This is a genomic window from Sphingobacterium sp. SGR-19 (assembly GCF_011043555.1).
Classification (GTDB): Bacteria; Bacteroidota; Bacteroidia; order Sphingobacteriales; family Sphingobacteriaceae; genus Sphingobacterium.
This window is the reverse complement of sequence record NZ_JAAKGS010000001.1, coordinates 699,816-726,573: the sequence shown is the minus strand read 5'-3', so window position 1 is coordinate 726,573 and position 26,758 is coordinate 699,816. Positions and strand designations below refer to the sequence as shown.

20 protein-coding genes and 1 tRNA gene are annotated in these 26,758 nt (G+C 40.8%); 13 read left to right on the top strand and 8 right to left on the bottom strand.

The annotated features are described in order from the left end of the window. Window positions 1–8: 8 nt before the first annotated feature. The 3 genes from G5B43_RS03220 to G5B43_RS03210 form a co-directional block, all read right to left on the bottom strand. The gene (locus G5B43_RS03220; protein ID WP_165293249.1) at window positions 9–1,031 is read right to left on the bottom strand and encodes a rod shape-determining protein; all 1,023 of its coding nucleotides are present in this window, start codon (window positions 1,029–1,031) and stop codon (window positions 9–11) included. Window positions 1,032–1,092: 61 nt separating this feature from the next. Beyond that, entirely contained in the window at window positions 1,093–2,757 is a 1,665-nt protein-coding gene (locus G5B43_RS03215) for a M1 family metallopeptidase (RefSeq protein WP_206367209.1), read from the bottom strand. Window positions 2,758–2,893: 136 nt separating this feature from the next. Beyond that, window positions 2,894–4,420 (bottom strand): NAD(P)H-hydrate dehydratase, encoded by a 1,527-nt coding sequence (locus G5B43_RS03210; protein WP_165293248.1) that lies wholly within the window; start codon window positions 4,418–4,420, stop codon window positions 2,894–2,896. Between the two features lie 110 nt (window positions 4,421–4,530). On the opposite strand from G5B43_RS03210, the gene G5B43_RS03205 reads away from it, so the two are divergent. Continuing rightward, entirely contained in the window at window positions 4,531–5,439 is a 909-nt protein-coding gene (locus G5B43_RS03205) for a flagellar motor protein MotB (RefSeq protein ID WP_165293247.1), read from the top strand. A 48-nt stretch (window positions 5,440–5,487) separates the two neighbouring features. On the opposite strand, the gene nhaA is transcribed toward G5B43_RS03205, so the two are convergent. Beyond that, on the bottom strand, window positions 5,488–6,663 hold the full coding sequence (gene nhaA / locus G5B43_RS03200) for a Na+/H+ antiporter NhaA (RefSeq protein ID WP_165293246.1): 1,176 nt from the start codon (window positions 6,661–6,663) through the stop codon (window positions 5,488–5,490). A 49-nt stretch (window positions 6,664–6,712) separates the two neighbouring features. Here nhaA and xerD point away from each other — a divergent pair, with 49 nt between their 5' ends. From xerD to G5B43_RS03170, 6 genes are all read left to right on the top strand, one after another. Continuing rightward, window positions 6,713–7,606, top strand: a complete 894-nt coding sequence (gene xerD / locus G5B43_RS03195; protein ID WP_165293245.1) for a site-specific tyrosine recombinase XerD — start codon at window positions 6,713–6,715, stop codon at window positions 7,604–7,606. Window positions 7,607–7,680: 74 nt separating this feature from the next. Continuing rightward, window positions 7,681–8,004, top strand: a complete 324-nt coding sequence (locus tag G5B43_RS03190) for a hypothetical protein (RefSeq protein WP_165293244.1) — start codon at window positions 7,681–7,683, stop codon at window positions 8,002–8,004. 46 nt (window positions 8,005–8,050) lie between these two features. Then, window positions 8,051–10,168 (top strand): TonB-dependent receptor, encoded by a 2,118-nt coding sequence (locus G5B43_RS03185; protein ID WP_165293243.1) that lies wholly within the window; start codon window positions 8,051–8,053, stop codon window positions 10,166–10,168. 13 nt (window positions 10,169–10,181) lie between these two features. Next, window positions 10,182–10,811 (top strand): hypothetical protein, encoded by a 630-nt coding sequence (locus tag G5B43_RS03180; protein ID WP_165293242.1) that lies wholly within the window; start codon window positions 10,182–10,184, stop codon window positions 10,809–10,811. 131 nt (window positions 10,812–10,942) lie between these two features. Then, a tRNA-Arg gene (locus tag G5B43_RS03175) sits at window positions 10,943–11,014 on the top strand. A gap of 194 nt (window positions 11,015–11,208) precedes the next feature. Next, window positions 11,209–14,061, top strand: a complete 2,853-nt coding sequence (locus G5B43_RS03170) for a M16 family metallopeptidase (protein WP_165293241.1) — start codon at window positions 11,209–11,211, stop codon at window positions 14,059–14,061. A gap of 69 nt (window positions 14,062–14,130) precedes the next feature. Here G5B43_RS03170 and G5B43_RS03165 read toward each other — a convergent pair whose 3' ends face one another. After that, window positions 14,131–14,991: an RNA polymerase sigma factor RpoD/SigA gene (locus G5B43_RS03165; protein ID WP_105716195.1), complete on the bottom strand. Its 861-nt coding sequence runs from the start codon at window positions 14,989–14,991 to the stop codon at window positions 14,131–14,133. A 344-nt stretch (window positions 14,992–15,335) separates the two neighbouring features. Here G5B43_RS03165 and G5B43_RS03160 point away from each other — a divergent pair, with 344 nt between their 5' ends. Next, window positions 15,336–15,548, top strand: coding sequence for a helix-turn-helix domain-containing protein (locus tag G5B43_RS03160; protein WP_165293240.1), 213 nt, complete (start codon window positions 15,336–15,338; stop codon window positions 15,546–15,548). Window positions 15,549–15,554: 6 nt separating this feature from the next. Here G5B43_RS03160 and fmt read toward each other — a convergent pair whose 3' ends face one another. Beyond that, complete coding sequence (gene fmt / locus G5B43_RS03155) at window positions 15,555–16,469, bottom strand: methionyl-tRNA formyltransferase (protein ID WP_165293239.1); 915 nt, start codon at window positions 16,467–16,469, stop codon at window positions 15,555–15,557. Window positions 16,470–16,594: 125 nt separating this feature from the next. Between fmt and G5B43_RS03150 the strand changes: the two genes are divergently transcribed. Beyond that, complete coding sequence (locus G5B43_RS03150; RefSeq protein WP_240904706.1) at window positions 16,595–17,770, top strand: ABC transporter permease; 1,176 nt, start codon at window positions 16,595–16,597, stop codon at window positions 17,768–17,770. Between the two features lie 104 nt (window positions 17,771–17,874). Next, entirely contained in the window at window positions 17,875–20,028 is a 2,154-nt protein-coding gene (locus G5B43_RS03145; RefSeq protein ID WP_165293237.1) for a cation:proton antiporter, read from the top strand. A gap of 13 nt (window positions 20,029–20,041) precedes the next feature. Here G5B43_RS03145 and G5B43_RS03140 read toward each other — a convergent pair whose 3' ends face one another. Continuing rightward, window positions 20,042–21,064, bottom strand: a complete 1,023-nt coding sequence (locus tag G5B43_RS03140; RefSeq protein WP_165293236.1) for a LacI family DNA-binding transcriptional regulator — start codon at window positions 21,062–21,064, stop codon at window positions 20,042–20,044. A 98-nt stretch (window positions 21,065–21,162) separates the two neighbouring features. On the opposite strand from G5B43_RS03140, the gene G5B43_RS03135 reads away from it, so the two are divergent. From G5B43_RS03135 to G5B43_RS03125, 3 genes are read left to right on the top strand one after another with little or no spacing between them, the layout of a single operon-like run. Then, entirely contained in the window at window positions 21,163–22,644 is a 1,482-nt protein-coding gene (locus G5B43_RS03135) for a xylulokinase (RefSeq protein WP_165293235.1), read from the top strand. 6 nt (window positions 22,645–22,650) lie between these two features. Next, window positions 22,651–23,979, top strand: coding sequence for a xylose isomerase (xylA, locus tag G5B43_RS03130; RefSeq protein WP_165293234.1), 1,329 nt, complete (start codon window positions 22,651–22,653; stop codon window positions 23,977–23,979). Between the two features lie 47 nt (window positions 23,980–24,026). After that, the gene (locus tag G5B43_RS03125; RefSeq protein ID WP_165293233.1) at window positions 24,027–25,709 is read left to right on the top strand and encodes a sodium/sugar symporter; all 1,683 of its coding nucleotides are present in this window, start codon (window positions 24,027–24,029) and stop codon (window positions 25,707–25,709) included. On the opposite strand, the gene G5B43_RS03120 is transcribed toward G5B43_RS03125, so the two are convergent. Next, window positions 25,689–26,729: a dipeptide epimerase gene (locus G5B43_RS03120; protein WP_240904705.1), complete on the bottom strand. Its 1,041-nt coding sequence runs from the start codon at window positions 26,727–26,729 to the stop codon at window positions 25,689–25,691. The genes G5B43_RS03125 and G5B43_RS03120 overlap by 21 nt on opposite strands. Window positions 26,730–26,758: the final 29 nt, after the last annotated feature.

The window sequence follows — 26,758 nt, the reverse complement described above, 5'->3', positions numbered from 1 at the left end:
TAACACCCTTACTGCATTAAAAATTTAAATCTTCCAATGTTTTTCAACGCTATCCCTGTGCCTCTAACCACAGCACGTAGCGGGTCTTCAGCTACATGTACAGGAAGTTTTGTTTTTGCTTGTATGCGTTTGTCTAAGCCCCGTAATAGCGCACCTCCTCCTGTGAGGTATATACCGGTTTGGTATATATCCGCTGATAATTCAGGAGGCGTAATTTCTAAGGCCTTTAGGATGGCTTCTTCGATTTTCGAAATAGATTTATCCAAACAATGTGCTATCTCCGTATATGACACAGTAATCTGTTTTGGGATTCCCGTCATGAGATCCCGGCCTTGTACGGCGAAATCTGCCGGTGGCTCTGAAAGCTCCGGAAGAGCTGCACCCACTTCAATCTTAATTTTCTCTGCCGTGCGTTCCCCGATCATAATATTATGCTGACGACGGATATATTGCACGATGTCTGAATCAAAATTGTCTCCTGCTACGCGGATAGACTGGTCGCAGACGATACCAGAAAGAGCGATAACAGCAATTTCTGTGGTACCGCCACCGATATCGATGATCATGTTACCGACCGGCTCTTCCACATCAATCCCTATACCAACTGCAGCTGCCATGGGTTCGTGAATCAAGTAGACCTCTTTAGCTCCTGCTATTTCAGCTGAATCACGGACGGCACGTTTTTCTACTTCTGTAATGCCCGAAGGAATACAAACGACCATTCTCAATGAAGGAAAAAACCAAGATTTACCTTTGTTCACTAACTTTACCATCCCGCGGATCAAATGCTCAGCAGCTGTGAAATCCGCTATCACACCATCGCGTAATGGTCTTACCGTTTTTATATTATCGTGGGTCTTTCCCTCCATCTGCATCGCTTGTCTTCCGATAGCAATCACCTTGTTGGTGGTACGGTCAAAAGCGACAATAGAAGGTTCGTCCACTACTACTTTGTCATTGTGTATAATTAGGGTGTTTGCTGTCCCTAAATCGATAGCAACTTCTTGCGTAAACCAGTTAAATAACCCCATGAAGTATATATTGTCTTGTTTTCAAATTTAATGCAAACCTAAGTAAAAAAAATGGTTTTATCTACAACCCCAATACCCCTATATAATAATTAAATGTATCGATCTCCAATTCTTTTGTACTGGCCACTTTTAAGGGTAAAGCCTGGAAGCTGGAACCAACTTCATAACGTATTTTGGGGTGTCCTTTTTTCCCAATATGCACAGGCATCCTAAAGTCAGGTGTCTCGGCAATCCAACGACAAAATACCTTCCCGTCATCTCGTCGTACGATTTCCAATACAGGAATAGCTTTATACTGAATATATTGCTCGAATACTTTCGTAAAATCTATACCAGATACGCTGTTCAGATACATTAGGATATCTTGATAATCTACCGTTTGATGGTAGAATTTGCTGTTCAACCCCCGGAGGACAGAACGCCAGACATCGTCGTTGTCAATGATAGTTCGAATCATGTTGTGTAACACACCACCTTTAAGGTACATGTCGCCCGAACCTTCTTTATTGACTCCATAGGGGCCTTGCAGCGGTTTGTCATTCAAAATGCCTTGTCGGTTACCGTTTACGTAAGCTTGACCAGCCTCTTTTCCATAGTGATAGTCGATGAAAAGTGATTCCGAATAATTAGTGAAACTCTCGTGTATCCACATGTCGGCTAGATCTTCAGCCGTGATGTTGTTCCCAAACCATTCATGACCAGATTCGTGAACGATAATGAAGTCCCATTTTAAGCCCCATCCTGTACCCGAGCCGTCATTACCTAAGTAACCGTTTTGGAACTTATTGCCATACGCAATAGCACTTTGGTGCTCCATACCAAGGTGGGCGGTTTCTACTAATTTATAACCATCTTCATAAAATGGATAAGGTCCAAACCAATACTCAAAAGCCTCTAGTGTTTCTTTACAATTTCTTTGTAAATGATTGATTTTGTTTTTGTTTTCTTTTAATACATAGTAGTCGATGGAAAGCGGACCCTCTTCTCCGGAATAAGTTTCGGTAAAATGCGCATAATCTCCAATGTTCAATGCGACATTATAATTGTTTATCGGGTTGTTCACTTTCCAATGGTATTTGGTGTAATGTTTATCTAGCTTTTCGGTCTTTACCAATCTACCATTGGAGACATTTATCACCTCGCTTGGAACGGCAACGGAAATCAACATACTATCCACTTCGTCTGATTGATGATCTTTATTAGGCCACCATACGCTGGCACCTAGACCCTGACAGGCAGTAGCTACCCAAGGTTTTCCTTTGCTATCTGTTTTCCAATCGAACCCGCCATCCCAAGGTGCGCGGGTAGCGGCAATAGGGGTGCCGGAATAATAGACTTTAAAAGAGTCGATCTTTCCTTTCTGGATAATGTCGGGAAAGTCTACAAAAACAGCATTATAAGACCGCTCAAAAGGTAGCTCTTTCCCTTGATATTCCACACGGTCTACCGAAAGGTTTTCAAAAAGATCAAATTGTAGTCTTTTGAAATCTTCAACAATCTCAAATTTAAATAGATTACTACCTGATATAAAGCGATTGTTTACATCTACCTTGATGTCGAGATGATAGTAGTTGATATCATAGCACGTCCGAAGAGGTGTCAGTGTACCACGGAGGGAATCTGCTTTGTTGAATAATTCCTTGGCTTTCATTAGCTGTGCCGTCGCCATATTGTGAATTACCAGAAATAAGAAGAAAAAGATAGCATATCCGATGTCCAGTTTCATCAATGATAAATGGGGTTTGTGATTTTCAAAGATAAAGATTTTAAGGGAAATTATACACGATGAATAACGAGTTACGAACCCGTCAGCTGGCGGACTCAACGAAGTTAACCGGGTTTTGCGAGCTCAACGAAGTTAATTACGAATCACAGGAAACATGTTGCCATGCTGCTGATAAGTGATTAATAATATCGGTAGCTGTAATGCTTTTTTTGTGAATAGATATGGCCGCAATGTCACCCGCTAAACCATGTAAGTATACACCTAATAAAGCAGCATCAGCTGGTGGGTAACGCTGGGCTAACAAAGACGTGATAATCCCAGAAAGTACGTCGCCGCTACCGCCGGTGGCCATACCCGGATTACCTGTAGAATTGAAGTGTACCGTGCCATCTGTTAAAACAATAGCACTATTTGCTCCTTTCACGACGACGATCTGTTGGTAAAGGCGGCTCCAGTCACGAACTTTGTCGATTTTTTCAAAGTCATCTGTCCATGTGCCGATTAAACGCTCCAGTTCTCTAGGATGAGGGGTCAAAATACTATTCGATGGGATGAGGGCATGCCAGTCAGGATTTCTAGCTAAGATATTTATGGCGTCCGCATCGAATAACATAGCTGGTATTTTGGACGTTAGTTTAAACCGCTCAAATAGCTGGCGTAACGTGTTTTCCGTATCTTGATGTGTTCCCATACCCATACCTATGCCGACAGCATCGTAATCTGTGATTTGTTCCGGAAGCATGCTGATATGCGTTTCAAGTGGGTCAGTTTGTACTTGCGCTTCCGGAAAAGCGCTCTGCAATACGGTGTAACCGCAAGTGGGAATATACGCTGTTATCAATCCGCAGCCCGTTTTTAACGCCGCTTTACCGGCTAAGACAGCGGCTCCGATACTGCCATAGCGCCCCCCGACGATATACGTATGGCCGTAAGTCCCCTTATGGGAAAACTTTTTTAGTGGACGCGTTAACGCTTGAATGTTTTCTTTCTGTATATAATTGTAGTTTGTTGATAATGTGTTTTGTATGTCCTTTCTTAAGCCAATATCCAGTATTTGTAAATTTCCTGAAAAAGCAGCGTATTTTGGAAAGAGGAGGCTAAGTTTAGGACAAGCAAAAGTATACGTTACGGTTGCTTGTACAATAGGAGCTTCTATGGGCGTCGGTTTGTCTGCAAAAAGTCCGGAAGGGATGTCGACGGACAATACCGGATTGGGAGCAGTATTAATCTGATCAATGAGTGCTTTCCAGTCGTCATCTAATGGACGGGATAAACCATATCCAAATAGGGCGTCAATAAGGATGCTTTTTTCTGGAACTTCCAAAAAACTTTCTGGTGCCAACGCAGAAATAGGTATCTCCATATCCCGTAGACGTTGTTGATTAATTTCGTTTTCTGTGCTGTAAACTGTATGCGCTAGCAGATAGACGTTAACGATATGTCCTGCGGCCTGTAACATCCTCCCCACAGCTAGACCATCACCGCCATTATTGCCAAAGCCACATAGGATCACAAAAGAGGCCTGTCGTTCGCCAACATATTGCTGTATAGCTTGAAACAATGCTTCCGCTGCCCGTTCCATCAATTCAGCAGGAGCAAGATTTTGGCTCAACATGGTGGCTTGTTCCCATTGGTAAATATCAGAAGTACAGAGAATCTTCATTTTTTTTGTTTAAAAATAACGATTTAATATATTTTCAACACCGCGATTATCTGAAAATTTTTAGGCATCACTTTTGCATAGCTTGGTATTAGGGAACAAAATGTCAACATATGATAAATAGAAGAATAATCATCATGGCCGTCCTGATTTCTGGTTTATTCCTCGCTAGTTGTGGAGGAAAGAAAAGATATGCCGCATTACAAATGCAGCATCAGGATTTGACCGAACGTTATCAACAAAGCCAAATGGAGTTGGCGGAAAGTCGTACAAAAGTTAAAAATTTGGAAGAGCTGTTGGAAATCGAACGCAAAAACAATGCATCCTTACGGGACGCGTTACAGCGTCTCCAAGGAACGTTGGACATGAGTATCAGCCAAAATACGCAAGGAAATGTGAATATTTCGAAATTGGTTGATGAGATTAACGCGTCAAACAGATACATTCAGCATTTGGTAAATACGAAAAACAAAAGTGATTCGCTTAATATGGTGCTGACAAACAATTTGACCCGCTCATTGAGCCGCGAAGAATTGCGTGATGTAGACGTGAAAGTATTAAAAGGTGTAGTATATATATCACTATCTGATAATATGCTTTACCGTTCTGGTAGCTACGAAATTTCCGACAGAGCAGGAGAAACACTTAGTAAAATTGCGAAGATCATTCAAGATTATAGAGAATATGATGTGTTGATTGAGGGTAATACCGATACAGATCCGATTTCGCAAAAGAATATCCGAAACAACTGGGATTTAAGTGTATTAAGGGCTTCATCTGTTGTACAAGCATTACAAGACCAATATGGTGTTGAACCGAAACGTCTGACAGCCGGCGGACGAGGCGAATACAATCCTGTTGCCGACAATACGACACCCGATGGCAAAGCAAGAAACCGTCGTACGCAAATTATCATTACGCCGAAACTGGATCAGTTTATGGAGCTGATCGATAAAGCGCCGGAGACTGCAGAAACGGACGTGCCTACGCAGGACGAACCGGTAGAACCAACAGGATTTTAGAAAAAATATTAGATAGAAAAAAGGCAGGTTACGACCTGCCTTTTTTTATTATACTTGTTTTCGTTTGCTCATCGCTTTTAAAAATAAGTAACCGCAGAGTCCAGATACTAACGAGCCCAGTAAAACGGCTAACTTTGCTTCCTCAACATGTAGCGGGTCACTAAATGAAAGGAGCGAGACAAAAATAGACATGGTAAAACCGATTCCTGCTAACATGCCAACCCCCATGATATGTGCCCATGTCGCTTTATCAGGTAATTGAGCAAGGCCAGATTTTATACACAGGAAAGAAGTGCTAAAGATGCCAATTGTTTTCCCAACGAAAAGTCCAACCATAATACCAAGCCCCATATTCGATGTCAATCCACCAATCATCTCACTTTGAAAGGTGATGGCAGTATTGGCTATGGCAAATAAGGGAACGATAATGAAATTGACCGGTTTGGCAATGGCATGCTCTAGTTTTTCAAGTGGAGATTCGACGTCGCTATCGTTGGTCGGAATGGTCATGGCAACCAAGACACCAGCAATCGTAGCATGAATGCCAGAGTGATGGATGAAATACCAGATAAAGATGCCGGGAATAAGATATAGCCATAAATTTCGTATGCCAAAACGGTTAAATGCTACAAGCAATAATAAAATGGCTCCTGCATATAGTAAATAAGCAAAGTGAAGCTCGGTAGAATAGAAGACAGCAATAACTAGAATCGCAAGTAAGTCATCTACGATAGCCAGTGCAGCTAAGAAAACCTTGAGACTTGTTGGTACACGTTTTCCCAGCATCGAAATAACGGCAAGTGCAAATGCGATATCCGTTGCCATCGGAATGCCCCAGCCATGATGGGTTTCTGTTCCTGCATTGAACAATGTGTAGATGAGCGCGGGAACCAAAGCACCACCAATAGCAGATAATATAGGTAAGGCGGCTTGGCGTGGAGAAGATAATTCCCCTTCTACCAACTCTCGTTTTATTTCTAATCCTACCAACAAAAAGAAAATCACCATCAGCCCATCATTTATCCAATCGGCTACGCTATATCGAAGATGAATGCTGGAGTTCTCAAATCCCAAATGGGTGCCAAGTAAATTATTGAATGCCTCAGATAATGGACTGTTCGCAATGATTAGCGATAAAATAAGGCATAAAAATAATAATATACCTCCTCCTGTACTTGAATCTAAAAAGTCTTTAAGGGCTTTTGGATTGATTAATTTTGCCATAATGCTGCGAAGTTATTGAAAATTATTTGTTTTCAGTACCTTTGGTAGCATGAAATGGGACATCGTGAAAAATGATTTCAAGCGCTACTTGCAATTGGAGCGTAATCTATCAAACCATTCTATAGATGCCTATTTAAATGATGTACAAAAGTTGGAAGCGTATTGCAGCTTTAAAAAAACAGAACTGAACCAGATAGATACCCGTTTCATACAACAATTTCTCGTTTTTATAAATGACTTTAGTATTTCGCCTTTTACACAAGCTCGACTCCTTTCGGGATTGAGGACGTTTTTTACATTTCTTCAGATCGAATATGATAGAAAAAACAACCCCACTGAATTATTGGAATCCCCTAGATTAAACCGTAAAATTCCCAGTGTGCTGAATATCGAAGAGATCGATGCGCTGATTGCGGCTATTGATTTATCTACATTAGAGGGAATGCGCAATAAAGCCATCTTGGAAGTATTATACGGATGTGGCCTACGTGTTTCTGAACTGGTTACACTAAAAATTTCCAATCTTTACCTAGATGTCGAGTTTATCAAAGTAGAAGGGAAAGGGAGTAAGGAGCGTCTTATTCCTATCGGACATCAGGCTGTTAAATACTTGAAAATATATTTGGAAGAAGTCCGCCCTCATATTCCACTGCAAATGGGGCATGAAGACATCGTATTTCTAAATAGGAGAGGGAAGCAGCTGACGCGTGTCATGGTATTCCTTATTATCAAAGATTTGGCAAAGAAAATAAGCTTAACAAAAACTATTAGCCCCCACACATTTCGTCATTCGTTTGCTTCTCATTTAGTGGAAGGTGGAGCGGATTTGCGTGCGGTTCAAGATATGCTTGGCCATGAGAGCATAACGACTACGGAAATTTATACGCATATCGATAAAGACTATTTGCAATCGGTCATTACGCAATACCATCCCAGATCATAAATATCGGCTTAATGCAACTGGGTAAACTTTAATTTGCAATACAATTGCATTTGATGTATCTTTGAGCCCATCTTATGATAGCAAAGATAGGACGGTTTATAGGTGTGATCATGACATTGGTTGTTTTATCAACAAGCAGTGGACTTCACTATACGCATGATGTTACACATCACCATGATTGTTCGTCTTCGGATCATCAAGAACATCCTGAGGCAGATGAATGTGCGCTTTGTTGGTTCGTTTTTCATCAAATAGGCCATCAGTTCGTGTTTGATACTTTGTTACCCGATATAGCGGTAAAAGAGCATACAAGTCTGCTCTACGGACTATACTATTTGTCCTGTCAGGATGGAGCAGAGCGTCTGCAGCAGAATAAAGACCCACCCCGATATATATAAATCCACGACATTCAGATTTATATCATTCATAAAATTTTTTGAATAAATGCAATACAAATGCTTAGCCCTATTAGGGATGCTATGGCTTTTTATCGGCTTATGTAACGGACAACAAGAACGCCCCGTGCCTACAAAAGAACAGGATTCCATCCACTTACAGGATGTGGAGGTTATCGGGCGTCGTGGTGAATTATCCCATAGCGTACATCGTCTTTCCACACAAGAAGCACAAGAAAACAAAGGGAAAACGCTGGCGGAATCTTTAAGGGATATTTCGGGCGTATCTACTATAGGAATGGGAAGCAGTATCGTGAAACCCGTTATCAACGGGCTTCATAGCAATCGGATTCTTATCCTGAACAATGGCATCCGCCAAGAAGGACAGCAGTGGGGCGCCGAACATGCACCTGAAATAGATCCTTTTACAGCAGACCATTTGGAGGTAGTGAAAGGTGCGCAAGGTGTGCGGTATGGGGCAGATGCTTTAGGCGGTGTTATACTAGCCTCGGCAAATGATATTGATTTAGATAAGGAATGGACGGGAGATGTGGATCTGATAGGGCAGTCGAATGGACGTGGAGGAGCTATAAATATACGTGTTGAGGGTGCTGTAAAGGCATTGCCAGGATTAGGTTGGCGCATGCAAGCTAGCGGTAAAAAGTTGGGGAGTTATAAAACGGCTGATTACTTTTTGGGTAATACGGGTATAGAGGAACTGAATTATGCTGGGACATTGCAATATAAACGGGACAGAAATCAACTAGAATTGTATTTTAGTCATTTTGGAACACAACTGGGCATCTTTCGGGGTGCACACATCGGTACGGTTGAAGATATTCAAGCGCGTATCGATTACGGACGTCCTTTTGAAACGTACGATTTTAGTTATCAGATCGAGGCACCCCGACAAAAAGTAACACACGATTTAGTTAAAGCCTCTTGGGAGCATCGGTTTCAGGCCGACCGTAAATTGGAGGTGCAATATGGATTGCAACGGAACCATCGTCGGGAATATGATTTGCGGAGGGTAGAATCGGACGATATCCCCATGGCGGATATGGTATTGACAACACAAAGCTTGGATGTCGTTGTGAAGCAAGGGCATAGTTCGATAGGCGTACAATCTTTGATACAGGTTAATAATAATACACCGGGTACAGGTACGACGCCTATTATTCCCAACTTCGATAGCTACGCAGCAGGAATATTTGCAGTACATCAATTCCATATAGATAGATGGCATGCGGAGATAGGTGGTCGCTATGACTTTAAATATTTGGATATCGCAGGGTATCGTTATCGGCGGAGCGTAATTGCGGACGATGGAACGATCGAGCAATATCTCCTAACGGATACGCGCAGGTTTCACAACGCTTCAGGGACAGCCGGTACCCTTTATCATTTTTCATCTAAACTAAGTTGGAAAAGTAATATTGGTTTGGCTTGGCGGGCGCCTTCCGTGAATGAATTGTATAGCGATGGTGTGCATCATGGAAGTGCGACCTATGAATTGGGAAATCCTGATCTCCGTAGTGAAAAAGGACTGAAATGGATAAATGCTTTTATATGGAGTGATGAACGTCTCCAGGCAACGATAGATGTGTACGCACAGATGTTGTATGGTTATATCTATGCACAACCCAACCCAGATGCTGTTCGTCAAACGATTCGAGGTACGTTTCCGCTGTTCGCTTATCAGCAGCACGATGCTTTCTTTTATGGCGCTGATTTACGTTTACGCTATGCGTTTCTGAATAGATTACATTATGACGCAAGCGCATCTCTGGTTCGTGCCCGTAATGTAGAATTGGATAGCTATCTCCCTTATATTCCATCAGCACGTCTTCAACAAGCACTTTCTCTGTCTTATCTGGGCGAATCTGAACCGGAGAGCTATATCAAATTTGCTCATCGCTTTGTGGCAAAGCAAACCCAATATAACGACGGTATGGATTACGTGGCGCCACCACCGGCTTATCATTTGTTTGATGTCGTGGTGAATAAGCAGATCAAAGCAGACAATCATACCGACAGATCATGGAATGTGATGCTGTCTGTAGAAAATCTATTCAATAGTTCCTATAAGGATTATATGGATCGTTTTAGGTATTTCGCTCACCAGATGGGTAGAAATGTGAATGTAAAAATTTCTTATCAATTTTAGAATTATCAAAATCATGAAACAGATTAATCTTTTTATTTTAGCAATTAGCATACTTTTCTTTGCGCCATCTTGTTCAAAAGATGACCCCATACCAGAAGAAGACCAAGAGGAAGTGGGGATAGCAACATTGGTTTTTACAGAGGTAAAACGGGAGTTACACGAGGGCCATTACCATTACCATGATATTGAAGGCGCTGAGACGATATCAGTTAAATTTGAAGGTAAAGATCTGGCTCCGCCCGTGAATGCACACCTTCATCTGAAAGTAGACAAAAGTTATCGATTAGAATTGAAATCCACAGATTTTTTAGGACGTGAAAGCCAACAAACATTTGTAGATCGTGCAGAGACTCACCAAGCATTTATTTTAGGCGACGAAACGGGAAGTCTGGAGTATGAATATGCAGATCAAGATGCCAATGGAAAAACAGTAAACGTGGGCGTTACAGGTTACTTAACGGTTCGTAAAGAAGCAGATATCTTTGTACTACGTTATGTGCTCCGCCATTTAAACCCAGGTGTGAAGGAAAATATCAAAGCCTCCGATTGGAACAATAAAGATTTTACCAAATTTACTGGAGCAAATGACCTGGACCTAGAAGTACCCGTGCATTTGGTTCATGAAGGTGACCATGATCACTAAGCAGTTGAAAATTGAGAGACGAAAGTGGCGATTGAGCGGAGCCGAAATCCCACTTTCAATATAATGCTGTCTTTTAAAAATTTTCATTTAGATTTTAAAGTAATGCAAAAAGTAGTATTTTTGCCAGCGCAGTTCCCGTAGTTCAATGGATAGAATTTCAGATTCCGGTTCTGACGATGTGGGTTCGACCCCCGCCGGGAACACAAAAAACTTCAAAAAACAGCGTTTTCATAATACGAAAACGCTGTTTTCTCTTTTTATACCATTTTTTCCCTGACAAATAATATTCTTTATATAACGTCGCACTCGAAATATTGCGGAAATATATGAGGAAAAACCGTTGAAATTTTGTAGGTTTACCATATTCGGTTATTATAAACAACAAATTAAATTACGAATGAATCTAATAAAACCTATTGCAATAGCATTCTTATTGCCTGGATTGTGTCAGCTCAGTCAAGCTGCTCCAACGACGATGTTTGAAGAATCACGGAGTATTCTCCGTGCCGATACGCTGTCTTGGGACTCACCTTTGCCTTTTGATCAGGAAGTCAAAACAGGCAAACTGGAAAACGGCTTTCAATATTTCATACGAAAAAACGTGGAGCCCAAAGATCGTGTTACGATGTACCTGGCGACCAAAGTCGGTTCTATTTTGGAATCAGAACAAGAATTGGGCTTGGCTCATTTTATGGAACACATGAATTTCAACGGTCTAAAGCATTTTCCGAAAAATGAACTTATTGATTATCTGCAGCGTGCGGGTGTACGCTTTGGCAGTGACCTCAACGCGTACACCGGCTTTGATCAAACGGTCTATCAGTTACCGATTCCCTCGGACGACCCCGAATTGATGAAAAACGGACTTCAAGTGTTACGAGATTGGGCCCAGGATGCTTTATTGACAGATGAAGAAATTGATAAGGAAAGGGGAGTAGTGTTGGAAGAAATGCGTGGTGGGCGCGGTGCTCAACAACGTATGCGCGATCAATACTTGCCTGTTATGTTGAATAACTCTTTGTATTCAAGTCGTTTACCTATTGGTACGGAAGAGGTAATCAAGAATTTTTCCTACGACGTGTTGCGGGATTTTCATGAAAAATGGTACCGTCCGGATTTACAAGCATTGATTATCGTTGGCGATGTTGATGTAGAAGCGATGGAGGCAGAAGTGCGTCGGTTGTTTGGCGATTTGAAATCACCTGAAAATCCGTCCGAACGCGTAAAGCATAAAGTATCCCTATTGGATAAAAACCAGTTTATAGCCGTGACAGATCCCGAAATGACATATACACTGGGGCAAATTTCCATAAAACATCCAGAAGAAAAAGTCGAGACCGTTCGTGATTTTAGAAGAAGTATTTTAAAATCGGTTTATAATACGATGTTAAATGCGCGCCTTTCCGAACTGTCACAATCCGCTAATCCACCCTTTATACAAGCTAATGTTGGAATAGGTGGATTCTTAGGTGGGTTGGACGCCTATACGGCTTTTTTTGTGGCAAAGCCAAACGAGTTTGAAAATGGCTTTAAAGCGTTGGTTCGTGAATTGGAGCGCGTGCAAAAATTTGGCTTTACAGAAACGGAGTTTGGACGGGCAATCGTTGCCATTCAAAAGAACAATGAAACGGCTTATATCGAACGTGATAAGAAGAAATCAGATAGCTACGTAAATCGATATCTAAATTTTTATCTGGAAGATAGTCCCGCATTGAGCAATGAAGATTCGTATAAGCTATACAACCAACTGTTGCCTACCTTGACGTTGAAAGAGGTAGAGGTAATAGGCAAGGAATTTTATGTGGATACCAATCGGGATGTTATCATTATGGCGCCTGATAAGGAAAAAGAGAATCTTCCAGATGAACAGCGTGTAAATAGATGGTTTGCAGAGGTGGAGGGCGAAGAAATTGGTGCCTACGAAGATAAAGTGTCTGATTTGCCGTTGCTTGCTAAAGAACCTCAAGCAGGTAATGTGGCTTCGGAGAAGGATATTCAAGCGATAGAAGCTAAAGAATTGACATTGAGTAATGGCGTAAAAGTAGTTTTGAAGCCTACCACATTTAAGAATGATGAAATTTTGATCAGTGCCTTTAGTCCAGGAGGAACTTCGTTATACGAGGACAGCGATTATTTTTCTGCGACGCAAGCCTCTAGTTTGGTCAATAGTAGTGGGGTCGGCCAACTGAATACGATTGAACTTCGTAAATATATGACAGGCAAAAATGTCAATATCAGCCCATATATAAACGAACGTGCCGAAGGACTGTCCGGCTATTCTGATAAAGAAGGGTTAAATACCGCTTTTGAATTGATTTATGGTTATTTTACAGAACCACGAATAGAAGATGATATATTCCAAAGTATTGTTACGAGATCATTGTCTATGATAAGCAACCAGGAAAGCGATCCAAATTTTGTCTTTAGAAAAACCATTTTGGAGAGTTTATATAACGGTAGCATCCGTCGTGTTCCTATTTCTGAGGATGGTATTAAACAGATAGATAAAGAACGTGCGTTGGCTATTTATAAAGAACGTTTTGCCGACGCGTCGGATTTCGTATTTACCATCGTTGGCTCTTTTACGGAAGAGGAAATCAAGCCTTACCTAGAGAATTATTTAGCAGCTTTACCCGTATCAGATCGCGAAGAACAAGCAAAGGATTTAGGGCTTTACGAACCCGAGAAAGGTTTCGAAAAAGTAGTGCGTAAAGGTCAGGAAGAAAAAGCCAATGTAATGTTGACTTATTACGGTGATTATACGTACGGTGAGATAGAAAATCTGAACATGAATGCTTTGGAGAGAGTTTTGAGTATCAAGCTAATTGAGCGTTTGCGGGAAGAAGAAAGTGGCGTATATGGAACGGGAGCGAGATCGTCGACAAGTAAAGAACCGAAAAATCGCTATAGCTTTACCGTATCATTTGGTACGGGAGTGGATCGATATGAATCTCTGGTAGCTTCTGCACTCGATGAAATCAGCAAAGTAAAGCAAAATGGTCCCTTGGCTTCGGACTTGGAAAAATTCAAGATAGAGCAAAAGCGTCAATTGGAACTCTCGTTGAAAGAAAATAGGTTTTGGATGGGGCAAATTACAGGGGCATACCAACGTGAAGAAGATCCGACATATATAAATCGTTATCTAGAAGATCTGGATAAAATATCGGTGGAATCCGTTAAGGAGGTAGCCAATAAGTATCTGAAGGAAGATCAACTCTTTAAGTTTATTCTTTTGCCAGATGAAAAATAAAATGCAATATATTGATAAAACAAAAATGCGCAGCTTTTGGGCTGCGCATTGCTAATAATGTGTCGGCGATTAGCCTAAATAAGATTTTAAAATTTTGCTGCGCGACGTATGGCGAAGGCGCTGTAAAGCTTTGTCCTTGATTTGACGTACACGTTCTCTCGTCAAGCTAAATTTTTCACCTATTTCCTCAAGGGATAATTGGTGGTTTGTTCCTAATCCGAAAAACAAGACGATAATTTCACGTTCTCTTTCTGTCAAAGTAGCCAATGAGCGTTTAATCTCCTCAGACAGCGACTCATCAATCAATATACTGTCTGTATCCGGGTCTGCATTTTCCAATACATCCAAAAGGGTGTTTTCTTCCCCTTGAACAAATGGTGCATCCATGGATACATGTCTTCCTGAGTTGCTTAACGTGTCTGACACTTTGTCAACAGTTGTTTCCAAAATATCAGCCAGTTCTTCCGGAGACGGCTCGCGCTCATATTCCTGCTCCAATTTGGAAAAAGCTTTGCTGATTTTACTCAATGAACCCACTTGGTTCAAAGGTAAACGTACAATACGTGATTGTTCAGCAATCGCTTGCAAGATAGACTGGCGAATCCACCATACGGCATAAGAGATAAACTTAAACCCTTTTGTTTCATCAAAACGTTTTGCTGCCTTAATTAAGCCTAAGTTGCCCTCGTTAATCAAGTCGCCTAATGTAAGGCCTTGATTCTGATATTGTTTAGCAACGGAAACAACGAAACGTAAGTTGGTTTTTGTCAATTTCTCCAAAGCAACTTGGTCTCCTTCGCGTATGCGTTGAGCCAAGATCACTTCTTCTTCTGCAGTAATTAAGTCTACTTTACCAATCTCGTGCAAATATTTGTCTAACGACTGTGATTCGCGATTGGTAATGGATTGTGTAATTTTGAGCTGTCTCATTTAATGTATAAATACCTTTCTCTTTTGAAATGTCTGCAAAAATAGTGAATTTTACCCGTAGTTCCTTCATATAAGTGTAAATTAAATACTCTGTATGAGGAAGTTAACATAGGGGATTTAGTGTAAAAATAACAGCAAAAATTATTCCAAACCCCACTATATTACTAAGGTAAACGTAAGAATCCTCAATTTGTTTTGTCTGTTTCTTTTAAATCCTTGTTGTAACGCCTTTGTTATGAAGTTCTTAATTTAAATGTGAATGAAATTTTGTTATTCAATAAAACTTATTTTATATTAGGATTGTTACCTTTAGGTAAAATATGTCATATTTAAAATGAGAAGTTATGCCAATTAAAATTCATTTAGATAAGATTATGTCCGAAAAGAAAGTCTCCTTAAATGAGCTCAGTCATCGTGTGGGGATAACGCTTTCAAATCTTTCTATTATCAAAAATCAGAAATCGAAAGCAATCCGACTAAGTACCTTAGAGGCACTTTGTAAAGCACTGGATTGCCAGCCAGGAGATATGATCGAATATATAGAAGAAGAAAAATAAGACTGATCAATCAAAGCGATATCCTCTCAAGAATTCGTCGATGTGCATTCTTTTCTTACCTTCGAGTTGGAGCGAGGTAATGGAAAGCGAACCATCTTGCGTAGCAAATGACAGAAAAGTTTTTCCATCGGTGACATGTGCTCCAGGTGTTTTATCGAGAGGTTGTCCTTTTTCCGTTTCAAAAATTTTTAAAACTTTCTCATCTAATAATGTAAATGCAGCAGGATAAGGGCTCAGTCCTCTTATTTGATTATATACTTGGTCTGTAGGCTTATCCCATATAATTTTGCAGTCTTCTTTAAAAATCTTTGGCGCTGTTTTTAGCTCTACGGTTTCCAATTGCGATTGAGAAACGGGACAGACATCGTCATTTTTTATCGCATTGACTGTTTTTAATAATACTTCTGCTCCCGCGATCATCAATTTGTCGTGTAGTATACCGGCTGTGTCCTGAGGGTCGATTTCTACGCGTTGCGAAAATAGGACATTACCCGTATCTATTTCATGTTGCAGCAAAAACGTGGTCACACCGGTATAGGTTTCGCCCTGAATAATGGCATGATTGATAGGAGCAGCACCCCGATACTGTGGAAGAAGTGATGCATGGACATTGATCGTCCCTAAAGGAGGCATGTTCCACACCACTTCAGGGAGCATGCGGAAAGCTACAACAACCTGTAGATCTGCACGGTACGATCGGATTTCTGCAATAAACTCAGAATTTTTTAATTTTTCTGGTTGCAGAACAGGCAACCCTTGCCGTATGGCATATTGCTTAACAGCTGATTCATGCATCTTCTGCCCTCGTCCCGCTGGTTTATCTGGTGTAGTAACTACGGCGACAACTTCTTCGCCAGCCTGTAACAACGCCGCTAGAGATGCAACAGCAAAATCAGGGGTACCCATAAAAATAATCCGCATATATTTTTCTTTTTTAGTATCGAAACGAAATGTCGCTAAGTGACAAAAATTATTAACTTTGCGAAGTTACAAAATTAATATTCACCTTGAATTTTCCTTACTTCTTAGCTAAGCGGATCACATTCATGGGGCATCGAACTTTTTCGAAGCTCATTGTTCGTGTGACTATCGGGGCGTTGGCGTTGGCTATTTCTGCCATTATCTTGTCTGTGGCTATATTGAACGGATTCAAACAGGAGATTATTGAAAAACAAAGAGGATTCTTCGGCGATATTGTCATAACTAAAAACGATCTAAGCGCTTCGTACGAAAATACCCCAATCCAATTATCATCCGAAGATCTGAAACAAATGGAAGCGCTACCCCAGGTAGTAGATATAACGCCTTTTGCTACGAAGGCGGGTATTATGAATGTCGACGGACAAGTAGAGGGGGTCTTATTAAAAGGTGTAGATCGAAGCTACAACCAACAATATTTACAGAAAAATATTATAAAAGGCGACACACTAGACTTTTCCTCTTCTGGGAATACACAACTTTTGATCTCTGAATACTTGGCAAATAGATTGCAGTTAGATGTAGGGGATAAGTTCATTATGTATTTTGTCCAAGATCCCATACGCCGGCGTCCTTTTACTATTCAAGGCATTTATACTACACATTCGGAGGAACTAGACAAAACGTATGTCATCGGCTCACTAGATTTGATTAGAAGGCTCAATGATTTACAAGAGAATGAAGTGGGGGCATATCAAATTAGAATAACCTCTTTTGACTTATTAGAAAACACAACACAGGAAATTGATAATATGCTGCCTATCGAACTGGATGCGAGCAATATTGTGCAGCAAATGCCAGATATTTTTAACTGGTTGAATATGCTCGACATGAACGATAACATCATTTTTGTATTAATGGTTATCGTAGCTGTTATCAATATGGTATCTTCTTTATTGATCAGTATTTTGGAGCGTTCTTCCATGATCGGGATATTGAAGGCCCTAGGGTATCCAAACGGGGGGATTCGGCAGGTGTTTTTATATGGTTCCATGTATCTTATTGGCATAGGTTTATTTATAGGAAATGTAATCGCGATTTCTCTTTATTTTTTTCAGACACAAACACACTTTTTTAAATTAGATCCTTATACCTATTATATTCATTATGTACCAATGGATATTGTCTGGTACGAAGTTGTTGGGTTAAACGTTGCCATAGCGATAATTGGGCTGCTGACCTTATTTGTCCCCGCGATGCTTATTAGCCGGATTTCACCCATTAAAACGATACAGTTTAAATAATTCATTACCAGAAATATTGGTACGCTTATATCCAGAGGATTAGGAAATAGACTAAAGTTTTCTTATTTTCCACTTCTATTTGTTATATAACAATAGTTGTTTTTATGGACAAACTCTTACATCATATATCAGAAGCGTTTTCAACGCCGATAACAAACCCTGTTCTGGTTTTTACCATTATCCTCACTATCATTCTGATTTCTCCCATTATTTTGCGACCTATTAAAGTGCCGGGCATTATAGGATTGATTTTGTTTGGGGTACTGTTAGGACCTCATGGTTTGAACTGGCTAGCAAAAATTGATAAGGATACATTACAGGGAATAGGTGTAGATGCCATCGACTTATTCTCCACGATTGGACTCTTATATATCATGTTTATAGCTGGATTAGAACTCGAAATGAATGAGTTTAAAAAAACTAAAAACAAGAGCTTACTATTTGGATTTTTGACGTTTATTATTCCCATCAGTATCGGATTTCCTGTTTGCCACTATTTGTTAGGCTACGACCTTTTGCCAAGTATACTGATCGCCAGTATGTTCGCTACACATACATTGGTGTCCTATCCAATTGTCAATAGTTACGGTATTTCGAAACGCGAAGCCGTAGCGATCACTATTGGCGGAACGATATTAACCGATACCGCAGTATTGATTATTCTGGCTGTTATCGTTGGTGCAGCCCAAGGCGACATAAACCAAGACTTCTGGGTGACTTTGGGCGTGTCGTTTGTATTGTTTCTGTTTATCATGTTTGGCATTATCCCACGGATTGCCAAATGGTTCTTCCAGAAGATCGAAAGCGAGAAAACGGCACATTATATTTTCGTTCTGGCGGTAGTTTTCTTTGCCGCTTTTCTTGCAGAAATTGCTGGACTGGAACCTATCATCGGGGCATTTGTCGCAGGGCTAGCACTAAACAAATTAATACCGCATTCCTCCGCGTTAATGAACCGGATAGAGTTCATTGGCAATGCCATTTTTATCCCCTTCTTTTTAATTTCAGTGGGGATGATTGTGGATGTTAGTGTATTAATGAAAGGTCCTATGGCACTTATTATAGCAGGAACGTTGACGGTTGTTGCCGTAACCGGTAAATTTTTGGCGGCCACAGCAACCAGTTTCTTGGCTAAGTATTCTAAAAATGACCGAAACTTAATCTTTGGACTGAGTAATGCACACGCGGCCGCTACACTGGCCATTATCATGGTGGGGTATGATAAGGAGATTATAGACGAGAATGTATTAAATGGCACGATTGTTTTGATTCTTATAACTTGTATTATTGCGTCTTTGGTTACCGAAAACGCGTCGCGTCGTATCGTGATGGAAGGACATCAGGATGATGAACACATCGAACATGTGCCCGAGCACGAAGAACGCCTGTTACTGCCGATAGCAAATTTGGATACGATGGAGCCGATTTTGGATTTCGCTACCTTGATAAAATCAAAAAAATCCCCGCATCCACTACATATATTAAGCGTCGTGGCAGATAATGAACAGGCGGAACGAAATATGGCAAATGCACGTAAGAATCTTGATAATATGGCCAAGTATGCATCAGGCTCAGAAACAGATGTAGAATTACTGGCCACTATAGATTTCAATATAGCCAGCGGTATCGGGCGTACCTCAAAAGATGTATTAGCTGATTGCCTTATTTTAGGTTGGCCGAGTGCGACATCCTTTATAGATAAGATTGTGGGCGAAAAAACAGAAAGTATTTTAAACCGTACCGACGCCAATTTATTTATGTGCAAGTTTGATAATCCTTTCCTGTCTAATAAATCTATCATTATTTTTGTTCCACCACTGGCAGAATCGGAAAAAGGATTTGAATATTGGATGGAAAAAATGTTAAAGCTAGCCGGCGAGCTAACTTTACCGCTCACATTTGTTTGTAATAGGCGTACGCAAACCACGATTTTAGAAGTGCTGAAAATGTTTGAAACCAGTGTTCCTTGCTCTTTTGATAATTATGAAGATTGGGATAACATTTATGGACTGGCTACTTTTAGCAACGCGGATGCGTTGTTGGTATTTGTCTCAGCACGTTATGGTGATGTATCCTATCGGGATTCACTGGATGGATTGGCAAAAAGAGTAGGTCGTTACTTCAAAAAACAAAACCTGATTTTAATTTTCCCCAGCCGACGGGAAAATCAGCATATAGATGATTATGAAGATGTGAAGACAGCACCTATCTTCCGAAAGATCAGCCGGGAAATTGGTAATATGTTTACCAAAGAATAGGTTAACAGCCTATTTATTTCCTTCGACTGGTCGATTCTCTGGCTAAAAGTAGCGGTTCAATCACAACCGACGTCTGATCTGTACGTGCGGTAACTGGTTGTTCAATGATTTTGAGAAACATTTTTGCACATTCTTTCCCCATTTTCAGAGCCTGTTGATCAATAGTGGAAAGACTGGGTATAATGTGTTCGGAAAAGTTTTGGTTTGCGAAACCGATCACGCCAATTTCTGGAGGTGTGATATGTTTGTCATGAAGGGCTTTGATAATCCCAAGAGCAACATAGTCGTCACCGCCAATGATTGCATCAGGACGTTCTCGAAGTTTCAGTAGTTCATGTGCACCTACGTATCCACCTTGGACATTCAGTTCTCCAAATATTGTATATCCAGGGTTTGCGATAAGCCCCGCTTCTTGCAAGGCAAGTAGGTATCCCTCATATCGCTCTTTAAAAATTTTAATCTGATGTTTAGTGGTGATATAAGCTATTTTCTGATAACCTTCGTCTAATAAATGTTTTGTAGCAATGTAGCCAGCGTGCAGATCGTCGATCTTTACCATCGAACACTGCAGATTGTCGTGCGCCCGATCAAATATAATAAGCGGTTTGCCCTCTTCTTTGACCTTTTCAAAATGGGAAGGATCCTTGGTTTCCAACGACATAGAGGCAACTATACCATCTACTTGTGCTTCTAAAAGAGTCGTTATCCCATTCTTTTCTGAGGTTAACGATTCATTGGTTTGATATAAAAGAATGCTATAACCAAATGATTTTAAGGACGTTTCAAGAGAATGGATAAACGACGCAAAAAACTGTATCTGTGCACTCGGAATCAAAACACCTATAGTATATGTTTTACCAGAGGTGAGGGAAGAGGCGATTTTATTTGGGCGATAATTCAAACGCGCAGCGGTTTCCAAAACGGCTTTGCGGGTTGATTCACTGATGGTCGATATATTATTTAATGCTCTAGATACCGTAGATACGGTTATATTAAGCTCTTTTGCGATGTCGTAGACAGTTGTTTTCTTAGCCAAAATGAAATCTTTTAAATTTAATTTTTGTAAATATAAAATTTATTAGATAATTTTATGCAAGCGGTTGCATTATGTGTCGCTTTAATATATTATTGTGTATGTTATTATTAGGGATAGATTTAGGTACGTCATCTATTAAGGTTTCTATTGTAGATGCTGCGACCAATACTAAAATAGTTTCAACGAGTTTTCCGGAATCGGAGGCACCCATATTGTCAGATAAAGTTGGGTGGGCTGAACAAGATCCGATTACTTGGTGGGCTAATACAAAGGAAGCGATTCAGAAAGCAAACCAGAGCGGACTATACAACCCTAAAGATATTGGTGCTATTGGCATCGCTTATCAGATGCATGGATTGGTTGTTGTTGACAGCGACCACAAGCCATTGCGAAATGCCATCATTTGGTGTGATAGTAGGGCGGTAGAACTGGGCAATAATGCATTTTCCCAGTTACAGGGACAATCCTTTTTAGCAACACATTTGAATTCTCCCGGAAATTTTACAGCTTCCAAGCTAGCCTGGGTTAAGCAATATGAACCGAAACTATATGGACAGATATATAAGTTTATGCTGCCCGGCGATTATTTAAGTATGTGCTTTACGGGAGAAATAAATTCAAATGTAAGTTCCATATCGGAAGGCGTGCTGTGGGATTTCGCAGCGCATCGCTTATCGGAGACACTCCTAAGTTATTATGGCATTGAGGAAACGCTTGTACCAGACCTATCGCCTGTTTTTTCGACATATGGTAGAATCCGTCCAACAGTAGCCGATGAACTTGGCCTCTCATCTGAAGTCGTAGTGAGTTTTAAAGCGGGAGATCAACCTAACAATGCACTCTCTTTGAATGTGTTCGAGCCGGGAGAAGTAGCCGCTACTGCAGGAACATCAGGTGTTATCTACGCGGTAACGGACAAACTGATTTACGACCAGCAATCCCGAGTCAATACTTTTGCACATGTAAATTATAAGGATGACAAGCCGAATATGGGCGTGCTATTGTGCATCAATGGCACAGGTATTCAGAATAGTTGGTTGAAAAAAATAACCGCAATGGGATATGATTATCCGCAGATTAACGAATTGGCGGCTGCAATTCCTATTGGGTCGGATGGTGTCCAAATTTTGCCTTTTGGTAATGGAGCAGAACGAATGCTGCTGAATAAAACAGTACATGCGCATATCGAAAACTTGGATTTTGTACGTCACGATGCCGCTCATCTTTGGCGAGCGGCTCAAGAAGGAATTGCTTTCGCATTTCGTTATGGACTGGATATTATGCGGGAGAACGGTATTGCGCCGGAGATTATCCGAGCCGGGCATGCCAACCTATTCTTAAGCAAAGTGTTTCAACAATCTTTCGCGGGCGCAACAGGCATTCCCGTCGAACTATATGATAACGATGGAAGTGTCGGTGCGGCATTGGGAGCAGGCATAGGGGCGGGTATTTATGTCGATCGGAAAGAAGCGTTCTCCAATTTAAAAAGACAACGAATAGTTGAACCTAAAGAAATAGAACGGTACAATGAGCTATATCATAAATGGAAAAAAAGTCTAGAATATAAACTATCAATTTAACACACAATGGAGATTTTACTAGGAAATCAAACGTATTTCAAAAACATCGGACAGGTAAAATACGAAGGACAGGATTCAGATAATCCTTTAGCCTTTCGTTGGTATGATGCATCCCGCGTAGTAGCTGGAAAGACAATGGCGGAGCACTTTAAGTTTGCCTGTGCCTACTGGCATTCTTTCAATGCAAATGGAGCAGATCCATTTGGTGGGCCTACTTTATTCTTTCCCTGGGATAAAAAAACAACAATTCTCGAACGTGCAAAAGATAAAATGGACGCTGCTTTTGAGTTTATAACAAAAATGCAGCTTCCTTATTATTGTTTTCATGACGTGGATTTAATTGATCATACGGATAATATTGAGGAAAACGAGCGTCATATGGCGCAAATCGTGGAATACGCGACGGAAAAACAACAACAGAGCGGTGTAAAACTATTGTGGGGTACAGCAAATCTATTCAGCCACCACCGATATATGAACGGTGCCGCCACCAATCCGGATTTCCATGTATTATCCCATGCCGGAGCACAGGTAAAAGCGGCCATAGATGCGACTATTGCTTTGGATGGAGAGAACTATGTTTTCTGGGGAGGACGTGAAGGCTATATGTCCCTGTTAAATACCAACATGAAAAGAGAACAAGAGCACCTTGCACGTTTCCTCCATATGGCTAAAGATTACGCTAGACAACAAGGCTTCACCGGTACATTTTTGATCGAACCCAAACCGTGCGAACCGACGAAGCATCAATATGATTATGATGCGGCCACCGTAATAGGTTTTCTGCGTCAATTTGATTTGCTAGCGGATTTTAAGCTGAATTTGGAAGTAAATCATGCCACATTAGCCGGCCACACGTTTCAACACGAGTTGCAAGTAGCAGCAGATGCTGGTCTATTGGGATCTATTGACGCGAACCGTGGTGATTACCAGAATGGATGGGATACCGATCAGTTTCCAAACAACTTGAACGAGCTTGCCGAAGCACTACTTATTATTTTAGAAGCGGGCGGTTTGAAGGGAGGTGGTGTAAACTTTGATGCTAAAATACGCCGGAATTCAACCGATCCAGTAGATTTATTCCACGCGCATATTGGCGGAATGGATAATTTTGCAAGAGCGCTTATTATCGCGGATAGTATTTTAGAGCATTCAGACTACAAAAAGATGCGTTCGGAGCGTTACAACAGCTTTAACAGCGGAAAGGGAGCTGAGTTTGAAAATGGTAATTTGCGTTTGGAGGATTTAAGAAATTATGCTGTGCAGCACGGAGAACCTGCGTTAATCAGTGGTAAACAAGAATATATCGAAAATATCATAAATCGATTTATTTAATTTTTAAATTCTTTTATTACCTTAGCAGCCGAGATCAAATAAACCGTATGAACAATATTTTATCAACACCAGACTATTTAGTTTTCCTCGTTTATTTCGTGATTGTCGCGACGTATGGTATCTGGGTCTATAACAAAAAAAGATCAAAAGTGGCCGGAGGGGACTCCAAGGATTATTTTCTTGCAGAAGGTTCGCTAACGTGGTGGGCTATCGGGGCATCGTTAATTGCGTCTAATATTTCAGCAGAGCAGTTCATCGGTATGAGCGGTTCGGGCTTTAAGATGGGACTCGCGATAGCGACCTATGAATGGATGGCTGCTATTACATTAATTATTGTAGCAGTGTTCTTTATACCTGTTTACCTAAAGAACAAAATCTTCACAATGCCCCAGTTCCTGAACAAACGGTATAATGGGACCGTGGCAATGATTATGGCTGTTTTTTGGTTGGCATTATACGTCGTTGTCAATTTAACTTCTATTTTATACTTAGGAGCACTAGCTGTTAGCAGTATATCCGGATTTAGTTTGGAATTCTGTATGTACGCCATTGCGGTATTTGCTGTTATCATTACGTTAGGAGGAATGAAAGTGATTGGATATACGGATGTTATCCAAGTCTTTTTCTTGATTCTAGGTGGTTTAGCAACGACCTATCTCGCATTAAGCCTTGTATCTGAACAATATGGTGGAGAGGGAATTTTGAATGGCTACGCTATCATGACGGATAAAGCTTCGGAGCATTTTGAGATGATCTTCGCGAAGGATAATGAAAATTATTTGGATTTGCCGGGATTGTCGGTCTTGATCGGCGGCATGTGGATTGTGAACCTCAATTATTGGGGCTGTAATCAGTATATAACGCAACGAGCCTTAGGAGCTGATTTAAAAACGGCACGTAATGGTATCTTGTTTGCTGCTTTCTTGAAATTGTTGATGCCAGTTATCGTTGTACTTCCTGGTATTGCTGCTTATGTACTCTGGAAGGACGGGCATTTCCAAGCAGAAATGTTGCAGGGCGGAGAAGTGAATCCAGACCGTGCTTATCCCGTTTTGCTAAACTTATTGCCCTCGGGTCTGAAAGGCTTATCATTTGCAGCTTTAACAGCAGCAGTAGTGGCTTCACTGGCTGGAAAGGCAAACAGCGTGGCAACCATCTTCTCGCTCGATATCTATCAAAAGGTATTTAATAAGACAGCTTCAGAAACGCAATTGGTCAATACAGGTAAGATCACCATTATTGTATCGATGATACTCGCTGTACTTATTGCCCCACATCTAGGCATCGATAAAAAAGGAGGATTTCAATATATCCAAGAATATACCGGCTTTGTATCGCCAGGTATTTTTGCGATGTTTATCCTTGGTTTCTTCTGGAAGAAGACCACCTCGAGTGCGGCATTATTTGCGACCATTGGTGGGTTCTTATTGTCTGTTTTCTTCAAGTTCCTGCCGAATTTTGCAGATTTATCTTTCTTGAACCCCACAGGTTTTGCGGTGATAAATCCGGCAAGTGGTTTATACGAAATACCTTTCATCGACCGTATGGGATTTGTATTTGTGATTTGTATCATTGGTATGTATATCATCAGTAAAATCGAGAATGCTCGTGGTGTAGTACCAAGAGGATTGGAAGTCGATACGAAGATGTTCAAAGCGCATCCAGGTTTCATTGTAGGCGCACTTTTAGTAGCTTTGGTAACCGCCGCTTTATATATCATGTATTGGTAAAAGAGGGTGAATGCCAATACCAGGTCGATCTGGTAATCGGCATTCACCATCTGATATCTTCATGCCATCAAATACATCGTTGTTGATTAAAAGGGCGCCGTCGAGATCAGCCCAATCTACAAGAGGAGCTAACTGTGCCGCAGCTGAAATAGCACAAGAGGTTTCCGTCATACAGCCAAGCATTACTTTCATATCCAGGGCCCTTGCAAGCTCCACCATCTTTTTAGCTTCGCGCATTCCGGTGCATTTCATCAACTTAATATTGATACCTGTATAAACATCTTTTAAACGAATAATATCACCATAGCGTTGACATCCCTCGTCTGCAATAGTTGGAATAGGAGCTCGCTCCGTTAGCCAAGCCATATCATCTAATTGTTCTTTAGGCATGGGTTGTTCGAGAAAGACTACATTGTGTTCGGCAAGCCAATGCGTCATTTCCAGTGCTAGCTCTTTGTTTTTCCAACCTTGATTAACATCTGCACATAAAGGAACATCGGTTATAGACCGTATAGTATTGATAATCATTTTGTCTGTATCCAAACCCAGTTTAACTTTCAAAATCTTAAACTGGGCGGCTTCTGCCACTTTTTTTCGTATAATTTCTTCGGTATCGATTCCGATCGTAAAGGAAGTTGGTGGAATAAGGTTTGGGTTTAATCCCCATATTTTATAGAAAGGTTGCTCCATGAGTTTTCCTAATAAATCATGTAGAGCAATATCGATACAAGCCTTTGCGGCGGTATTTTGTTCTTGGATGTTGTTTATATAATGTAGTATTTCCTCCGTGTCAAACGGAGAGCTAAACGTAGATAAATCAATCTTGTTCAAGAAATTGACAACACTTTCCTGTGACTCACCGAGGTAAGGGGGCATACTGGCTTCACCATAACCGACCACACCGTCATATTCCAATTCCGTCAAAATAATTGGCGTAGTCGTACGGCTGAACGAGGCAACCGTAAATACGTGCTTCATTTCCAGAATATAAGGTCTGAAACGCAACGTAAATTTGCCCATTTTCTTTATTGTGTAATTTTCCTGTATAA